General features: G+C 65.3%; 11 protein-coding genes. 3 read left to right on the forward strand and 8 right to left on the reverse strand.

The genetic code is table 11. The annotated features are described in order from the left end of the window. Positions 1-114: 114 nt before the first annotated feature. Positions 115-2,091: an acetate--CoA ligase gene (gene acs / locus AC3WW4_RS13705; RefSeq protein WP_488829026.1), complete on the reverse strand. Its 1,977-nt coding sequence runs from the start codon at positions 2,089-2,091 to the stop codon at positions 115-117. Positions 2,092-2,231: 140 nt separating this feature from the next. On the opposite strand from acs, the gene AC3WW4_RS13710 reads away from it, so the two are divergent. The 3 genes from AC3WW4_RS13710 (at position 2,232) to AC3WW4_RS13720 (ending at position 5,673) form a co-directional block, all read left to right on the forward strand. Beyond that, on the forward strand, positions 2,232-2,828 hold the full coding sequence (locus AC3WW4_RS13710; protein ID WP_488829027.1) for a TIGR00645 family protein: 597 nt from the start codon (positions 2,232-2,234) through the stop codon (positions 2,826-2,828). A 140-nt stretch (positions 2,829-2,968) separates the two neighbouring features. Further along, complete coding sequence (locus tag AC3WW4_RS13715; RefSeq protein WP_488829028.1) at positions 2,969-4,495, forward strand: fumarate hydratase; 1,527 nt, start codon at positions 2,969-2,971, stop codon at positions 4,493-4,495. 113 nt (positions 4,496-4,608) lie between these two features. Next, complete coding sequence (locus tag AC3WW4_RS13720; protein WP_488829029.1) at positions 4,609-5,673, forward strand: MBL fold metallo-hydrolase; 1,065 nt, start codon at positions 4,609-4,611, stop codon at positions 5,671-5,673. Positions 5,674-5,714: 41 nt separating this feature from the next. Here AC3WW4_RS13720 and clpB read toward each other — a convergent pair whose 3' ends face one another. The 7 genes from clpB to AC3WW4_RS13755 form a co-directional block, all read right to left on the reverse strand. Next, on the reverse strand, positions 5,715-8,321 hold the full coding sequence (gene clpB, locus AC3WW4_RS13725) for an ATP-dependent chaperone ClpB (RefSeq protein ID WP_488829030.1): 2,607 nt from the start codon (positions 8,319-8,321) through the stop codon (positions 5,715-5,717). Positions 8,322-8,439: 118 nt separating this feature from the next. Continuing rightward, entirely contained in the window at positions 8,440-9,618 is a 1,179-nt protein-coding gene (locus AC3WW4_RS13730) for a GGDEF domain-containing protein (protein ID WP_488829031.1), read from the reverse strand. Positions 9,619-9,643: 25 nt separating this feature from the next. Then, positions 9,644-10,174, reverse strand: coding sequence for a molybdenum cofactor biosynthesis protein MoaE (locus AC3WW4_RS13735; protein WP_488829032.1), 531 nt, complete (start codon positions 10,172-10,174; stop codon positions 9,644-9,646). A 1-nt stretch (position 10,175) separates the two neighbouring features. Further along, positions 10,176-10,433: a molybdopterin converting factor subunit 1 gene (gene moaD / locus AC3WW4_RS13740; protein WP_488829033.1), complete on the reverse strand. Its 258-nt coding sequence runs from the start codon at positions 10,431-10,433 to the stop codon at positions 10,176-10,178. A 16-nt stretch (positions 10,434-10,449) separates the two neighbouring features. Beyond that, positions 10,450-11,748: a molybdopterin molybdotransferase MoeA gene (locus AC3WW4_RS13745; protein ID WP_488829034.1), complete on the reverse strand. Its 1,299-nt coding sequence runs from the start codon at positions 11,746-11,748 to the stop codon at positions 10,450-10,452. Positions 11,749-11,800: 52 nt separating this feature from the next. Then, positions 11,801-13,222, reverse strand: coding sequence for a threonine synthase (thrC, locus tag AC3WW4_RS13750; protein ID WP_488829035.1), 1,422 nt, complete (start codon positions 13,220-13,222; stop codon positions 11,801-11,803). Next, a complete protein-coding gene (locus AC3WW4_RS13755; RefSeq protein ID WP_488829757.1) occupies positions 13,219-14,541 on the reverse strand; it encodes a homoserine dehydrogenase in 1,323 nt (440 codons plus the stop codon). The genes thrC and AC3WW4_RS13755 overlap by 4 nt, the downstream gene beginning before the upstream one ends. Positions 14,542-14,553: the final 12 nt, after the last annotated feature.

Genomic DNA, 14,553 nt, shown 5'->3' on the forward strand with positions numbered 1-14,553 from the left:
GCTTATAGCCAAGGCGCCAAAATCAACGATTGACGCATAAACAAAAAAATCCCGCCACCGGGGTAATCCAGTGGGCGGGATTTATATTTGATCAATACTGTTTTCAGTACTACATCAATTGGCCTGCGACAGTTGATCAAGAATGGCCGGATTTTCCAGCGTGCTCGTATCCTGGGTCACCGATTCACCCTTGGCGACCACACGCAGCAGGCGGCGCATGATCTTGCCGGAGCGGGTCTTGGGCAAGTTGTCGCCGAAGCGGATGTCCTTGGGCTTGGCGATGGGGCCAATGGCGTGGCCCACATGGTTGCGCAGCTCGGTGGCGATCTGCTTGGCCTCGTCGCCTTCTGGACGGGGGCGCTTGAGCACCACGAACGCGCAGATGGCCTCGCCGGTCAGGTCGTCCGGACGGCCCACCACGGCGGCTTCGGCCACCAGCGGGTGCGAGACCAGCGCCGATTCGATTTCCATCGTGCCCATGCGGTGGCCCGACACGTTCAGCACGTCGTCGATGCGACCGGTGATGGTGAAGTAGCCGGTCACCGCATCGCGGATGGCGCCGTCGCCGGCCAGGTAGTACTTGCCACCGAAATCCTCAGGGTAGTAGCTCTTCTTGAAGCGCTCGGGGTCGTTCCAGATGGTGCGGATCATGGAAGGCCAGGGCTTGCGCACCACCAGCACACCGCCCTGCCCCCACGGCACTTCCTTGCCGGCTTCGTCGACCACGGCGGCGTCGATGCCGGGGAACGGCAGCGTGCAGGAGCCCGGCGTCAGTTCGTGGGCGCCTGGCAGCGGCGTGATCATGTGGCCACCGGTTTCGGTCTGCCAGAAGGTGTCAACGATGGGGCAGCGGCCGCCACCGATTTCGCGGTGGTACCACTCCCAGGCAGCCGGGTTGATCGGCTCGCCCACGGTGCCCAGCAGGCGCAGGCTGCTGAGGTCGAAGTTACGCGGGTGCACGGCGGCATCCGATTCGGCGGCCTTGATCAGGGCGCGGATGGCGGTGGGCGCGGTGTAGAAGATCGTGACCTTGTGAGCCTGGATCATGCGCCAGAAGCGGGCCGCGTCGGGGTAAGTGGGTACGCCCTCGAAGACGACCTGGGTACCACCCAGGGCCAAGGGACCATAGGCCACGTAGGTGTGTCCGGTGATCCAGCCAATGTCGGCCGTGCACCAGAACACATCGTCGGGCTTCATGTCGAAGGTCCACTTGGTGGTCAGCGCCGCGTGCAGCAGGTAACCGCCCGTGGCGTGTTGCACGCCCTTGGGCTTGCCGGTCGAGCCGGAGGTGTAGAGCAGGAACAGCGGGTGCTCGGCCTCGACCCACTCGGGTAGGCAGACATCGCTTTGTGCGCTCAGCACATCGTCCATCCAGACGTCACGACCCGCCACCATGTTGATCTGGCCGCCAGTGCGACGGCAGACGATGACCTGGCGCAGGCTGTCGCAGCCACCCAGACCGATCGCCTCGTCAACGATGGCCTTCAAAGGCAGAGACTTGCCGCCGCGCAGCTGCTCGTCAGCGGTGATGACCATGACGGCGCCGGCGTCTTCGATGCGGTCGCGCAGGCTTTGCGCCGAGAAGCCACCGAACACGACCGAGTGCGTGGCGCCAATGCGGGCGCAAGCCTGCATGGCCACCACGCCCTCCACCGACATGGGCAGATACAGCACCACGCGGTCACCCTTTTGAACCCCCTGAGCCTTGAGCACGTTGGCCAATTGACTCACGCGGGAGAGCAGCTCCCGATAGGTCACATGGGTCACCTTGCCGTCATCCGACTCAAAGATGATGGCGACCTTGTCGCCCCGGCCGGCTTCGACGTGGCGGTCGAGGCAGTTGTACGATGCGTTGATCTGCCCGTCGTCGAACCAGCGGTAGAACGGAGCCTGGCTCTCGTCGAGCGCACGCGTGAAAGGCTTGTGCCAGGTGAGGAACTCGCGGGCCAGGCGGGACCAGTAGCCGGCGTAGTCTTTTTGTGCCTCGGCACAGAGTTCGTCGTAGGCGGCTCGGCTACCGATGTGTGCGGTGCGAGCGAAAGCCTCGGAAACGGGGTGGAGGATGCTGGGGGTCTGGTTGGTACCAGTCATGGTGAGGGCTCCTGGGTGGCAACGCTTGTGGCGCTGGCTGATCGATTGACAGGGCCTTCACATCATGCGCGTTTGCCCCTGCCAACCCGCGACAATGCGCCTAACTCTAGAATTTCACACCCGGATTTTCCCGACACCCCATGAGCACACCTCGTCAACCCCTCAAAGCGGGCCTTCTGCCCTCCTTCATTTTTGCCAGCCGTTGGCTGCAGTTGCCGCTGTATGTCGGACTGATCCTCGCGCAGACGGTGTACGTTTTCCATTTCTGGGTGGAACTGGTGCACCTGATCGAGGCCGCGTTCGGGAATCAGGACGCGCTCAAGCTGATTTTCCAGGCCTCGGGCCAGAAGGCCGATGTGGTGCCCACCCACCTGACCGAGACCACGATCATGCTGGTGGTGCTGGGCCTGATCGACGTGGTGATGATCTCGAACCTGCTGATCATGGTGATCATCGGGGGCTACGAAACTTTTGTCTCTCGCCTGAACCTGGAAGGCCATCCCGACCAGCCGGAGTGGCTGGACCATGTCAACGCCTCGGTGCTGAAGGTCAAGCTGGCGACCGCCATCATCGGGATCTCGTCGATCCACCTGCTCAAGACCTTCATCAACGCCGAAAACTATTCGGACAAGGTGCTGATCTCGCAAACCGTGATCCACGTGGTCTTCCTGTTCTCCGCCATGGCCATTGCCATGACAGACAAGTTGCTGCACCAGGCCACGCACCGCGAACATTGAGCCCCCACACGCCCGCGCCCTCGGGTCGGCACTGCTGACACGCCGGCGTGGCGCAGTAAAATCGACCGCTTGGACGGTGCAAGCACTGTGGACTTGCCTCGGCCCTACCCCACTCCACAACGCCCCACAAAGGCCCTGACATGACGACCATTCGCTACGACGATCTCGTTGAAAGTGTCGCAGCCGCGCTGCAATACATCAGCTACTACCACCCGGCCGACTACATCGCCCACCTGGCGCGCGCCTACGAGCGCGAGGAAAGCCCGGCGGCCAAGGATGCGATCGCCCAGATCCTGACCAACTCGCGCATGAGCGCCGAGGGCCGTCGCCCGATCTGCCAGGACACCGGCATCGTCAACGTCTTCCTGAAGATCGGGATGAACGTGAAGTGGGAGGGCTTCGGCACCCACAGCATCCAGGACGCCGTGGACGAAGGCGTGCGCCGTGGGTACAACAACCCCGACAACAAGCTGCGTGCGTCGGTGCTGTCCGACCCCATCTTCGAGCGCAAGAACACCAAGGACAACACCCCGGCCGTGGTCTTCATGGACGTGATCCCCGGCGACACGGTGGACGTGACCGTTGCGGCCAAGGGCGGCGGCTCGGAAAACAAGTCCAAGGTCTACATGCTCAACCCGTCTGACAACATCGTCGACTGGGTGCTCAAGACCGTGCCGACCATGGGCGCTGGCTGGTGCCCGCCAGGCATGCTGGGCATTGGCGTGGGTGGCACGGCTGAAAAGGCCGCCTTGCTCGCCAAGGAATCGTTGATGGACGACATCGACATGTACGAGCTGTTGGCCCGCGGCCCCCAGAACAAGCTGGAAGAGCTGCGCATCGAGCTGTACGAAAAGGTCAACGCCCTGGGCATTGGCGCCCAAGGCCTGGGTGGCCTGACCACCGTGCTGGACGTCAAGATCAAGACCTACCCGACGCACGCGGCCTCCAAGCCGATTGCCATGATCCCGAACTGCGCGGCCACCCGCCATGCGCACTTCGTGCTCGATGGCTCGGGCCCGTCTTACCTGACCCCGCCGAGCCTGGACCTGTGGCCCGACGTGCACTGGGCGCCGGACTACAACAAGTCCAAGCGCATCGACCTGAACACGCTGACGAAAGAAGAAGTGGCTTCGTGGAAGCCGGGCCAGACCCTGCTGCTCAACGGCAAGATGCTGACCGGCCGCGATGCCGCACACAAGCGCATCCAGGACATGCTGGCCAAGGGCGAGAAGCTGCCCGTGGACTTCACCAACCGCGTGATCTACTACGTGGGCCCGGTCGATCCGGTGCGCGACGAAGCCGTCGGCCCGGCTGGCCCCACCACTGCCACCCGCATGGACAAGTTCACCGACATGATGTTGGAGAAGACCGGCCTGATCTCGATGATCGGCAAGGCCGAGCGCGGCCCGGTTGCCATCGAGTCCATCAAGAAGCACAAGTCGGCTTACCTGATGGCCGTGGGCGGCGCCGCCTACCTGGTGTCCAAGGCCATCAAGTCCGCCAAGGTGGTGGGCTTTGAAGACCTGGGCATGGAAGCGATCTACGAGTTCGACGTGGTTGACATGCCCGTGACCGTGGCCGTGGACAGCGGTGGCACCAGCGCCCACATCGAAGGGCCCAAGACCTGGCAAGCCAAGATCGGCAAGATCCCGGTGTCAGTGGCCTGATTCAGCTTGGACACCCAGTGAACCCGGCACGAAACGCCGGGTCTACACAGCCCCGCCAGGTGACGCCTGCCGGGGCTTTCTTGTACCCGCTTGCGCCCATTTCACTCGTTGCGATGAAGAACCCGTACTACAACCCGGCGAAGAAGCACCATCGGCCCGACGGTTTCCAGAACAACTACCAGTCGTTCCGGGGCAAGCGCTGGCACGAGATCTTGCGGTGGCGCTGGCAGGCCTGGCGAGCAGGGCACCCTCGCCCGCTGCAAGCGCCGATCCCTGTGGTCGCGCCGGATCTGGACTTCATCCACGCCAATGCCCAGGCGGGCCTGGCCATGCAGCCGGCGGCCACCTGGATCGGGCACATCACGGTGCTGCTGCAGATCGGCGGCCTGAACCTGCTGACGGACCCAGTGTTTTCCGAACGCTGCTTTCCGGTGCAATGGGCCGGCCCGCAGCGCCAGACCCCACCGGGCTTGCGCCTCGATCAGTTGCCCCGCATCGACGTGGTGCTGCTGTCGCACAACCACTATGACCACATGGACGAGGCCTCGCTGGCGGCGCTGTCCCAGCAGGCGGGGGGCGCACCGCTGTTCATCACGCCGCTGGGCCACAAGCACTGGTTCGCACGGCGAGGCATCCACCACGTGGTCGAGCTGGACTGGTGGGACGAGCACGTGCTGCCCGCCGCTGAACGCTCTCTGCGCATGCCCGTGGTGCTGACACCGGCTCAACACTGGTCCGCCCGCACCACCCGCGACGCCCTGCGCAGCCTGTGGGGCGGCTTTGCGGTGCTCTCGCCCGACTGCCACGTCTTCTTCGCGGGCGACACGGCGTACTCGAAGGACTTCACCGACATCCGCCAGCACTTTGCGCGTGCGCAAACGCCGGAACAAGGTGGTGGGTTTGACCTGGCGCTGCTGCCCATCGGCGCTTACGAGCCGCGCTGGTTCATGAAGGACCAGCATGTGAACCCAGAAGAGGCGGTGCAAATCTTCCAGGACCTGGGTTGCAAGCAGGCCCTGGCGGTGCACTGGGGCACGTTCCAGCTGACCGATGAGCCCCTGGATCAGCCCCCACGCGACCTGGCCGTCGCTCTGCAGGCCCGGCACCTGTCGGCCGAACAGTTTCAGGTTCGCCCCATCGGCAGCACCATGAAAATCGCCCCTCGAAAGGGGCGATGAAGGGACGGTGGATCAGGCGTCAGGCGGACGCCCGAGCGGACTCAATGCACCACGCGGTCGAACTGGAATTCGCCGTCGGCGTTGACCTGCACCGGGATCACATCCTTGGGGCCGAACTTGCCTTGCAGGATGAGCTTGGCCACCGGATTCTCGATGCGCTGCTGGATGGCGCGCTTGAGCGGACGGGCACCGAACACCGGATCGAAGCCCACCTTGGCGAGTTCGGCCAGCGCCTCGGGCGAGACGTCGAGCTCCATGTCCATCTGCTGCAGACGCCCCTCCAGCCCCTTGAGCTGGATCTTGGCGATGGACGCGATGTGCGCGCGGTCCAGCGCATGGAACACCACCACCTCGTCGATCCGGTTCAGGAACTCGGGACGGAAGTGCTGCTTGACCTCCACCCACACCGCGTCTTTGATGTCCTCGGCGGGCTGACCGGCCATCTGCATGATGTGGTGTGAGCCCAGGTTGGAGGTCATCACGATCACGGTGTTCTTGAAGTCCACGGTACGGCCCTGGCCATCGGTCAGACGACCGTCGTCAAGCACCTGCAGCAGCACGTTGAACACGTCCGGGTGCGCCTTCTCGACCTCGTCGAGCAGGACCACGCTGTAGGGCTTGCGACGCACGGCTTCGGTCAGCGTACCGCCTTCTTCGTAGCCCACATAGCCAGGAGGCGCGCCGATCAGGCGGCTCACCGAGTGCTTCTCCATGAACTCGCTCATGTCGATGCGGATCAGGTGGTCTTCGCTGTCGAACAGGAAGCCGGCCAGCGCCTTGCACAGTTCGGTCTTGCCCACGCCGGTGGGGCCCAGGAACAGGAAGGAGCCATAGGGCCGGTTGGGGTCAGACAGGCCGGCGCGAGAGCGGCGGATGGCGTCCGATACCGCCACGATGGCCTCCTGTTGACCCACGACCCGCTCGTGCAGCTTGTCCTCCATGGACAGCAGCTTGTCGCGTTCGCCCTGCATCAGCTTGGACACGGGGATGCCGGTGGCACGCGCCACCACTTCGGCGATCTCCTCAGCGCCCACCTGGGTGCGCAGCAGCTGAGGCCGGCCCACGCCATCCTTGCCTGCCTTGCCCTTGGCGTTTTCCTTCTCCTGGGCGTCCTTCAGGCGCTTTTCCAGCTCGGGCAGCTTGCCGTATTGCAGCTCGGCCACCTTGGTCAAATCGCCCTTGCGGGTCAGCTCCTCGATCTTCTGGCGTACTTTGTCGATCTCTTCGCGCACGCTCTGGCTGCCCTGGGCCTGGGCCTTTTCGGCCTTCCAGATCTCGTCCAGGTCGGCGATTTCCTTTTGCAGCTTGGTGATCTCTTCGTTGAGCAGCTCGAAACGCTTGACCGACGCCTCGTCCTTCTCGCGCTTGACGGCCTCGCGCTCGATCTGCAGCTGGATCATGCGGCGGTCGAGGCGGTCCATCACCTCGGGCTTGGAGTCCAGCTCGATCTTGATCTTGGCCGCGGCCTCGTCGATCAGGTCGATGGCCTTGTCGGGCAGGAAACGGTCGGTGATGTAGCGGTTCGACAGCTCGGCCGCGGCCACGATGGCCGGGTCGGTGATGTCCACGCCATGGTGCACCTCGTACTTTTCCTGCAAACCGCGCAGGATGGCGATGGTGGCCTCGACAGTGGGCTCGCCCACGAGGATCTTCTGGAAGCGGCGCTCCAGCGCGGCGTCCTTCTCGATGTACTTGCGGTATTCGTCCAGCGTGGTCGCGCCGATGCAGTGCAGCTCGCCGCGCGCCAGGGCGGGCTTGAGCATGTTGCCGGCGTCCATCGCGCCATCGGCCTTGCCCGCACCGACCATGGTGTGGATCTCGTCGATGAACATGATGGTCTGGCCTTCGTCCTTGGCCACTTCTTTCAGCACGCCCTTCAGGCGCTCTTCGAAGTCACCGCGGTACTTGGCGCCGGCCAGCAGCAAGGCCATGTCCAGCACCAGCACACGCTTGTTCTTGAGCGAATCGGGCACCTCGCCGGCCACGATGCGCTGCGCCAGCCCTTCGACGATGGCGGTCTTGCCCACGCCGGGCTCACCGATCAGCACCGGGTTGTTCTTGGAGCGGCGTTGCAGCACCTGGATGGCACGGCGGATTTCCTCGTCACGGCCGATCACCGGGTCAAGCTTGCCCTGACGGGCACGCTCGGTCAGGTCCAGGGTGTATTTTTTCAGCGCCTCGCGCTGGCCTTCGGCTTCGGGGTTGTCCACCTTCTGGTCTCCACGCACGGCCTTGACGGCGGCTTCCAGGGATTTGCGGCTCAGGCCGTGGTCGCGGGCCAGTTCGCCCGTTTCGCCCTTGTGATCGGCCAGCGCCAGCAAGAACATCTCGCTGGCGATGTAGTTGTCGCCCTGCTTGTGAGCTTCCTTCTCGGCGCCCTGCAGCAGGCTGACCGTGTCGCGGCCGGCTTGCACCTGCTCGGCACCTTGCACCTGGGGCAGCTTGTCGATCTGTTTGGTCAGGCCCGCCATCAGAGGGCCCACCTTGACGCCCGCGCGCTCCAGCAAGGCCTTGGGGCCGTCGTCCTGCTGCAGCATGGCCAGCAGGATATGGGCGGGTTCGATGTAGGGGTTGTCGCGTGTCACCGCCAGGCTTTGGGCCTCGGTCAGCGCTTCCTGAAATGTTTGTGTGAGTTTGTCGAGTCGCATGAGTGCTCCCGTGGCCCCGGAGATCGGCGCCGATTGCTCATGAAGATAGGGCAGTCCGGTGACATTTCAAGGGGATCGACCCTCAGCCTCCCGCCCACTTGCGCCAGATCAAGCCTGATCAGGCGTCGGGCCGTGCGGTGACCACCCGGTTGCGCCCGGCCTGCTTGGCCTCGTACAGACAGGCATCGGCCCGGGCCAAGGCGTCTTCCAGCGTGCCCTCCGGGCGGTTGAAGGCCACCCCGATGCTGACAGTGATGGCGACCGGCCCGCCCCGCGTTTCGCACGGCGTCAGCGCCAGCATCTGGCGCAGGCGCTCGGCCACGGCACTGGCCTCCAGGTGGCTGCGCACCGGCAGCAGCACCGTGAACTCCTCACCGCCGTAACGGGCCAGCAATGCGTCGTCACGCAGGCGCTCTCGGGTCTGCTGGGTGACCTGGCGCAGCACGTCGTCTCCCACCTGGTGCCCGTAACGGTCGTTGACGGCCTTGAAGTGGTCCACATCCATCATCAGCACCGCCACCGAGGTGGGCTGATGGGCCTGCATGGACAGCATGCGCTCGCCCAGCTCCCGCAGGCCGCGCCGGGACAGCGCCCCGGTCAGGTCATCGGACAGGGCCCGGTTGCGCAACTGCTGGTTGAGACGCTGGTTGATGATGGCGAACACCACCGCCGCCACCGACAGCGGCAAGATCGCAAAGCCCAGCGCCGTGATGGGCAACAGCCAGTCCGGCGCGTACAGCCAGTGGGCCGGGTAAGCCCCCCCCTCCTCCGAGAGCACATGCGCCAGCGTGATCACCCAGATCATGGCAAAGACGGCCGCCACGATCAGCAGGCTCAACTCGCTGCGCTGGATGCGGGGGCTGCGCAAAATCAGCCATCCCTGATCCAAGGCCATCGCCAGGCCGACCAAGGCAAACACCCAGGCCACGGCCTGAACATACGCGGTGTCCGAGCCCAGAGCCGCCACCCCCCACAGCACGACGGCAGCCGAGGCGGTCAGTGCCCACCCCACGCGCGGCGGGGTCCGCCGCCCGTTGAGCTGCCGGAACGCCCAGGCCAGCAAGGTCACGCCCGCGGCTGCAAAGCCGATGGCGCCCTGCGTGACGAGCGGACGCCAGTCATCCGGACTCAGCACGACCCACAACAGTGCGCTCAGGCAACAAAACGCCCAGCGATACAGGTCCAGCGCGCTGCGCACGCGGTTCTGATCGGTGCGGATCTGCGAAATGAGGACCAGCCCCACAAGCGAGCCAGCGCCGGCCACGCCATAGCAGGTGAAGACGTCGATGGCCAGCATGCGGGGTGCCTGGGGTTCGCGGGGCTCAGCCCTGGGCCACGTTGGGCGGCGTCTGCAGCCCACCCCAGCGCGCGGCGGCCTGGTCGTCGCTGACACGCGCGTCCACCCAGCGGCTCTCGCCCCCGGCCGACTCTTTCTTCCAAAACGGCGCCTGGGTCTTGAGCCAGTCCATCAGGAACTCGGCGCAATGAAACGCATCGCCCCGGTGGGCCGAACTGACCACCACCAGCACGATCTGGTCGCACACGGCCAATGGGCCCACGCGGTGAATCACCTTGACGCCGCGCACATCGAAGCGCCGACGTGCCTCGACGATCAGCTCGGCGATGCTGCGCTCGGTCATGCCGGGGTAGTGCTCCAGCTCCATGATGGCCGGCGGGCTACCAGGTGCGGCGGCTTGCGCCCACTCACGCACCGTGCCCACGAAGCTGACCACCGCCCCCACTTGCGGATCCTGACCGCGCAAGGCCGCGACCTCGGCGCCCAGGTCGAAGTCGTCCGGGCTCACGCGCACGCAGGCCAAGGCGTCCTGCAAGGCCGTGTCGTGATCGCTCATCTCAGCCGCCTGTCACCGGTGGGAAGAAAGCCACCTCGTCGCCATCCTGCACCGCCTGGTCGGCGTTGCACAGGGTCTGGTTACAGGCGGTGCGCAGGCCCTTGGCCAGGTCCAGCGCTGCCGCATGAGCGGCCGAGCGGCCGATCAGCCACTGGCGCAGTTCGCCCACGGTGTGCGCGGCGGTGTCCGCCCAGGACAAGGTTTCAGAAGGACCAAGCTGTTCGCGGACAGCGGCGAAATAACGGACGGTGATGCTCATGATGCCGAGCCCGCGCTCAGGGCTGGCGGGCAGAGAGAGAAGGTTGCACCAACTCTGCCATGGAAATGAAATTCACGGCATCGCCCGGTCGAACGATGGTGCCTGAAGGCAGGTCCACCACGCCCTCGGCCCACGCTGCCGAACTCAGCACGCCCGAGCCCTGGTGCGGGTGCAGCACCACCCTGCCCTGCGCGTCCAGACGCGCCCGCAGGAACTCGCGGCGCTTGTCGGGCTTGGGCCAGCTGAAATCGGCGACCAGGGACACGGCCTGCGGCAGGTGCCAGCCCTCGCCAGCCAGCAGGCCCAGCACCGGACGCACCAGCAAGAGGAAGGTCACGAAGCTGGCGACCGGGTTGCCGGGCAGGCCCATGTAGAGGGCGCGGCTGCCATCGGCGCGCTGGATCCAACCGAACACGAAGGGCTTGCCCGGCTTGATGGCCAGGGCCCAGAAATCCAGGCCGCCTTCGGCCAGCACGGCATTGCGCAGGTGGTCTTCTTCTCCCACCGAAACGCCGCCACTGGTGATGATCAGGTCGTGCTGTTCGGCGGCCGCGCGCAAGGCGGCACGTGTGGCTGCCAGATCGTCCGGCACCACGCCCAGATCGCACGCCTGCGCACCCGTGGCCTGCACCAGGCCACGCAGCGTGTGGCGGTTGCTGTTGTAGATGGCGCCCGGTGGCAAGGGCTCGCCCGGCATCACCAGTTCATCGCCCGTGGTCAGCACGCCCACCTTGGGGCGGCGGAACACGGTAAGCGAGGCGGCGCCCACCGAAGCGGCCACGCCCAGTCCGGCCGGGGTCAGGCGAACGCCGGCATGCAACACCGTCTGGCCCTGGGCGATGTCTTCGCCCCGGCGACGGATGTTCTGGCCGGTCTGGATGGTCTCTTTGAAGTGCACCGAGCCGGTGGCGGCATCCGTCGCCGTGTGCTCCTGCATCACGACGGCGTCAGCGCCCTCGGGCACAGGCGCGCCGGTGAAGATGCGCGCACAGGTGCCCGGCTGCAGCGTGGCGCCCACCTGACCGGCAGCAATGCGCTGGCCTTGCGGCAGGCTCACGGCGGCCACATCGGCACCCTCCTGGCCCGCCAGCGGCAGGTCGGACGCGCGTACGGCATAGCCGTCCATGGCGCTGTTGTCGAGCGGCGGCACGTCCACCGTCGACACCAAGTCTTCGGCCAGCACGCGCCCCAGGGCGTCAAAGCTGTCCACAAGGTCGGTCGAGCAGGGCGCCTGCCCCAGGTGCTCGACCACCGCCGCATGCAGACGAGACCAGGCCTCGTCCAGCGGCATCAAGGGTTTGAACGCAGCCGCCATGGCGCCACTCCTGCAGAGAACCGGGACACTGAGGGCTTCGTAAAAAGCGCGCTCAGTCGTTGCAGTGCTGGACGATGTAGTCCTTCACCGTCTGGGTATTGTTGGGCACCACCACAAAGCGCTTGGGCAGCTCTTCCAGACCGTCCAAACCCTGGATCCATTGCGGACGCTCGGGTTGACGACCCGTGGCTTCGACGATGGTCTCGGCAAACTTGGCCGGCAAGGCGGTTTCCAGCACCAGCATCGGGATGCCAGCCTTGACGTGCTCGCGCGCCACCTTCAGGCCGTCGGCCGTGTGGGTGTCGATCATCACGCCGAAACGCTCGAAGGTGTCCTTGATGGTGGCCAGGCGGTCGCTGTGCTTGCTGGTGCCCGACACGAAGCCGTAGCCTGCCACCTTGGCGAACTCATCGGCCGACAGGTGGAACTCGCCTTGCTGCTCGATCGCGTCCTTGAACAGCGCCTTCACGCGCGCACCGTCGCGGCCCAGCAGGTCGAACACGAAGCGCTCGAAGTTGGACGCCTTGGAGATGTCCATCGACGGTGACGAGGTTTCGTACGTCTCGGCGCTGCCGCGCACGCGGTAGCTGCCGGTGCGGAAGAACTCGTCGAGCACATTGTTCTCGTTGGTGGCCACGACCAGCTGGTCAACGGGCAGGCCCATCATGCGGGCGACGTGGCCAGCGCAGACGTTGCCGAAGTTGCCCGACGGCACCGTGAAGCTGACCTTCTCGGCGTTCGACTTGGTGGCGTAGAAGTAGCCGGCGAAGTAGTACACGACCTGAGCCAGCAGGCGCGCCCAGTTGATCGAGTTGACCGTGCCGATCTTGTACTGGCGCTTGAAGGCCAGGTCGTTGGAGACGGCCTTGACGATGTCTTGCGCGTCGTCGAACACGCCTTCGACGGCCAGGTTATGGATGTTGGGGTCCTGCAGGCTGAACATCTGGGCCTGCTGGAAGGCGCTCATGCGCCCGTGCGGCGACAGCATGAAGACGCGCACGCCCTTCTTGCCGCGCATGGCGTATTCGGCCGCGCTGCCGGTGTCACCCGACGTGGCACCCAGGATGTTGAGCTGCTCACCACGGCGGGCCAGTTCGTACTCGAACAGGTTGCCCAGCAGCTGCATGGCCATGTCCTTGAAGGCCAGCGTGGGGCCGTTGGACAGCGCTTGCAGTGCCAGCCCTGGCTCCAGCGGCTTCAGGGGAGTGATCTCGTCAAAGCCATACACCGACTTGTTGTAGGTGCGGGCCGTGATGTCCTTCAGGTCGGCTGCGGGGATGTCGTCGATGTAGAGCGACAGGACCTCGAAGGCCAGCTCGGCATAGCTCAGGCCACGCCACTTGGTGAGCGTGGCGTCGTCGACCTTGGGATAGGCCACCGGCAGGTAGAGGCCGCCATCGGGCGCCAGGCCTTCCAGCAGGATCTCGCAGAAGTGGCGCTCGGTCTTGTCGCCGCGGGTGCTGATGTATTTCATGCCAACTCTTCCTTGCGCAGCTTGACGATCGGCGCCAGCACGGTCGGCAGGGCCTGCATGGCGGCCAGCGCCTTGTTCATCGCGCCTTCCTTGGTGTCGTGCGTCAGGATCATCAGGTCGGTCTGGTTACCACCTTCACCACTGACCTCGTCGGCTTCACGCTGGATGACCGCGTCGATGCTGATGCCCTGCTCGGCCAGGATGCCGGTGAGCTTGGCCAGCACGCCGGTCTGGTCGGCCACGCGCAGGCGCAGGTAGAACGAGGTAATGACCTCTTCGATCGGCAGGATCGGCAGGTTGGACAGCTGGTTGGACTGGAAACCCAGCGCCGGCACACGCGAGGCGGCCGGTGCATCGATCTGACGGGCAATGTCCACCAGGTCGGCGATCACGGCCGAGGCAGTCGGCTCGGAGCCGGCGCCCTTGCCGTAGTACATGGTCGTGCCCACGGCATCGCCCTGCACCAGCACGGCGTTCATGGCGCCTTCGACGTTGGCGATCAGGCGGCGCATCGGCACCAGGGTCGGGTGCGTGCGCAGCTCGATCCCGTTATCACGGCGGCGGGCAATGCCCAGCAGCTTGATGCGGTAGCCCAGTTGCTCAGCGTACTTGATGTCGGTGGCCGACAGCTTGGTGATGCCTTCCACGTGGGCCTTGTCGAACTGCACGGGCACGCCAAAGGCGATGGCGCTCAGCAGCGTCGCCTTGTGGGCCGCGTCCACACCTTCGATGTCGAAGGTGGGATCGGCTTCGGCGTAACCCAGACGTTGCGCTTCTTTCAGCACCACGTCGAAGTCCAGGCCCTTGTCACGCATTTCGGACAGGATGAAGTTGGTCGTGCCGTTGATGATGCCGGCCACCCACTGGATCTGGTTGGCGGTCAGTCCTTCACGCAGGGCCTTGATGATGGGGATGCCACCGGCCACGGCGGCTTCGAACGCCACCATCACGCCCTTGTCGCGGGCGGCCGCGAAGATCTCGGTGCCATGCACGGCCAGCAGGGCCTTGTTGGCCGTGACCACGTGCTTGCCGGCGGCAATGGCTTCCAGCACCAGCGCCTTGGCAATGCCGTAGCCGCCGATCAGCTCCACCACCACGTCGATCTCGGGGTTGGCGATCACGGCGCGCGCATCGGCCACGACCTGGGCGGCGTCGCCCACCACTTCCTTGGCGCGCTCGGTGTTGAGGTCGGCCACCATGGCGATCTCGATGCCACGGCCCGCACGGCGGCGGATCTCTTCCTGGTTGCGGCTCAGCACCGTGAAGGTGCCACCACCGACCGTACCGATGCCCAGCAGGCCGACTTTGACAGGACGCAGTTGTTCTTGGCT

This window comes from Aquabacterium sp. TM01 (assembly GCF_057808345.1).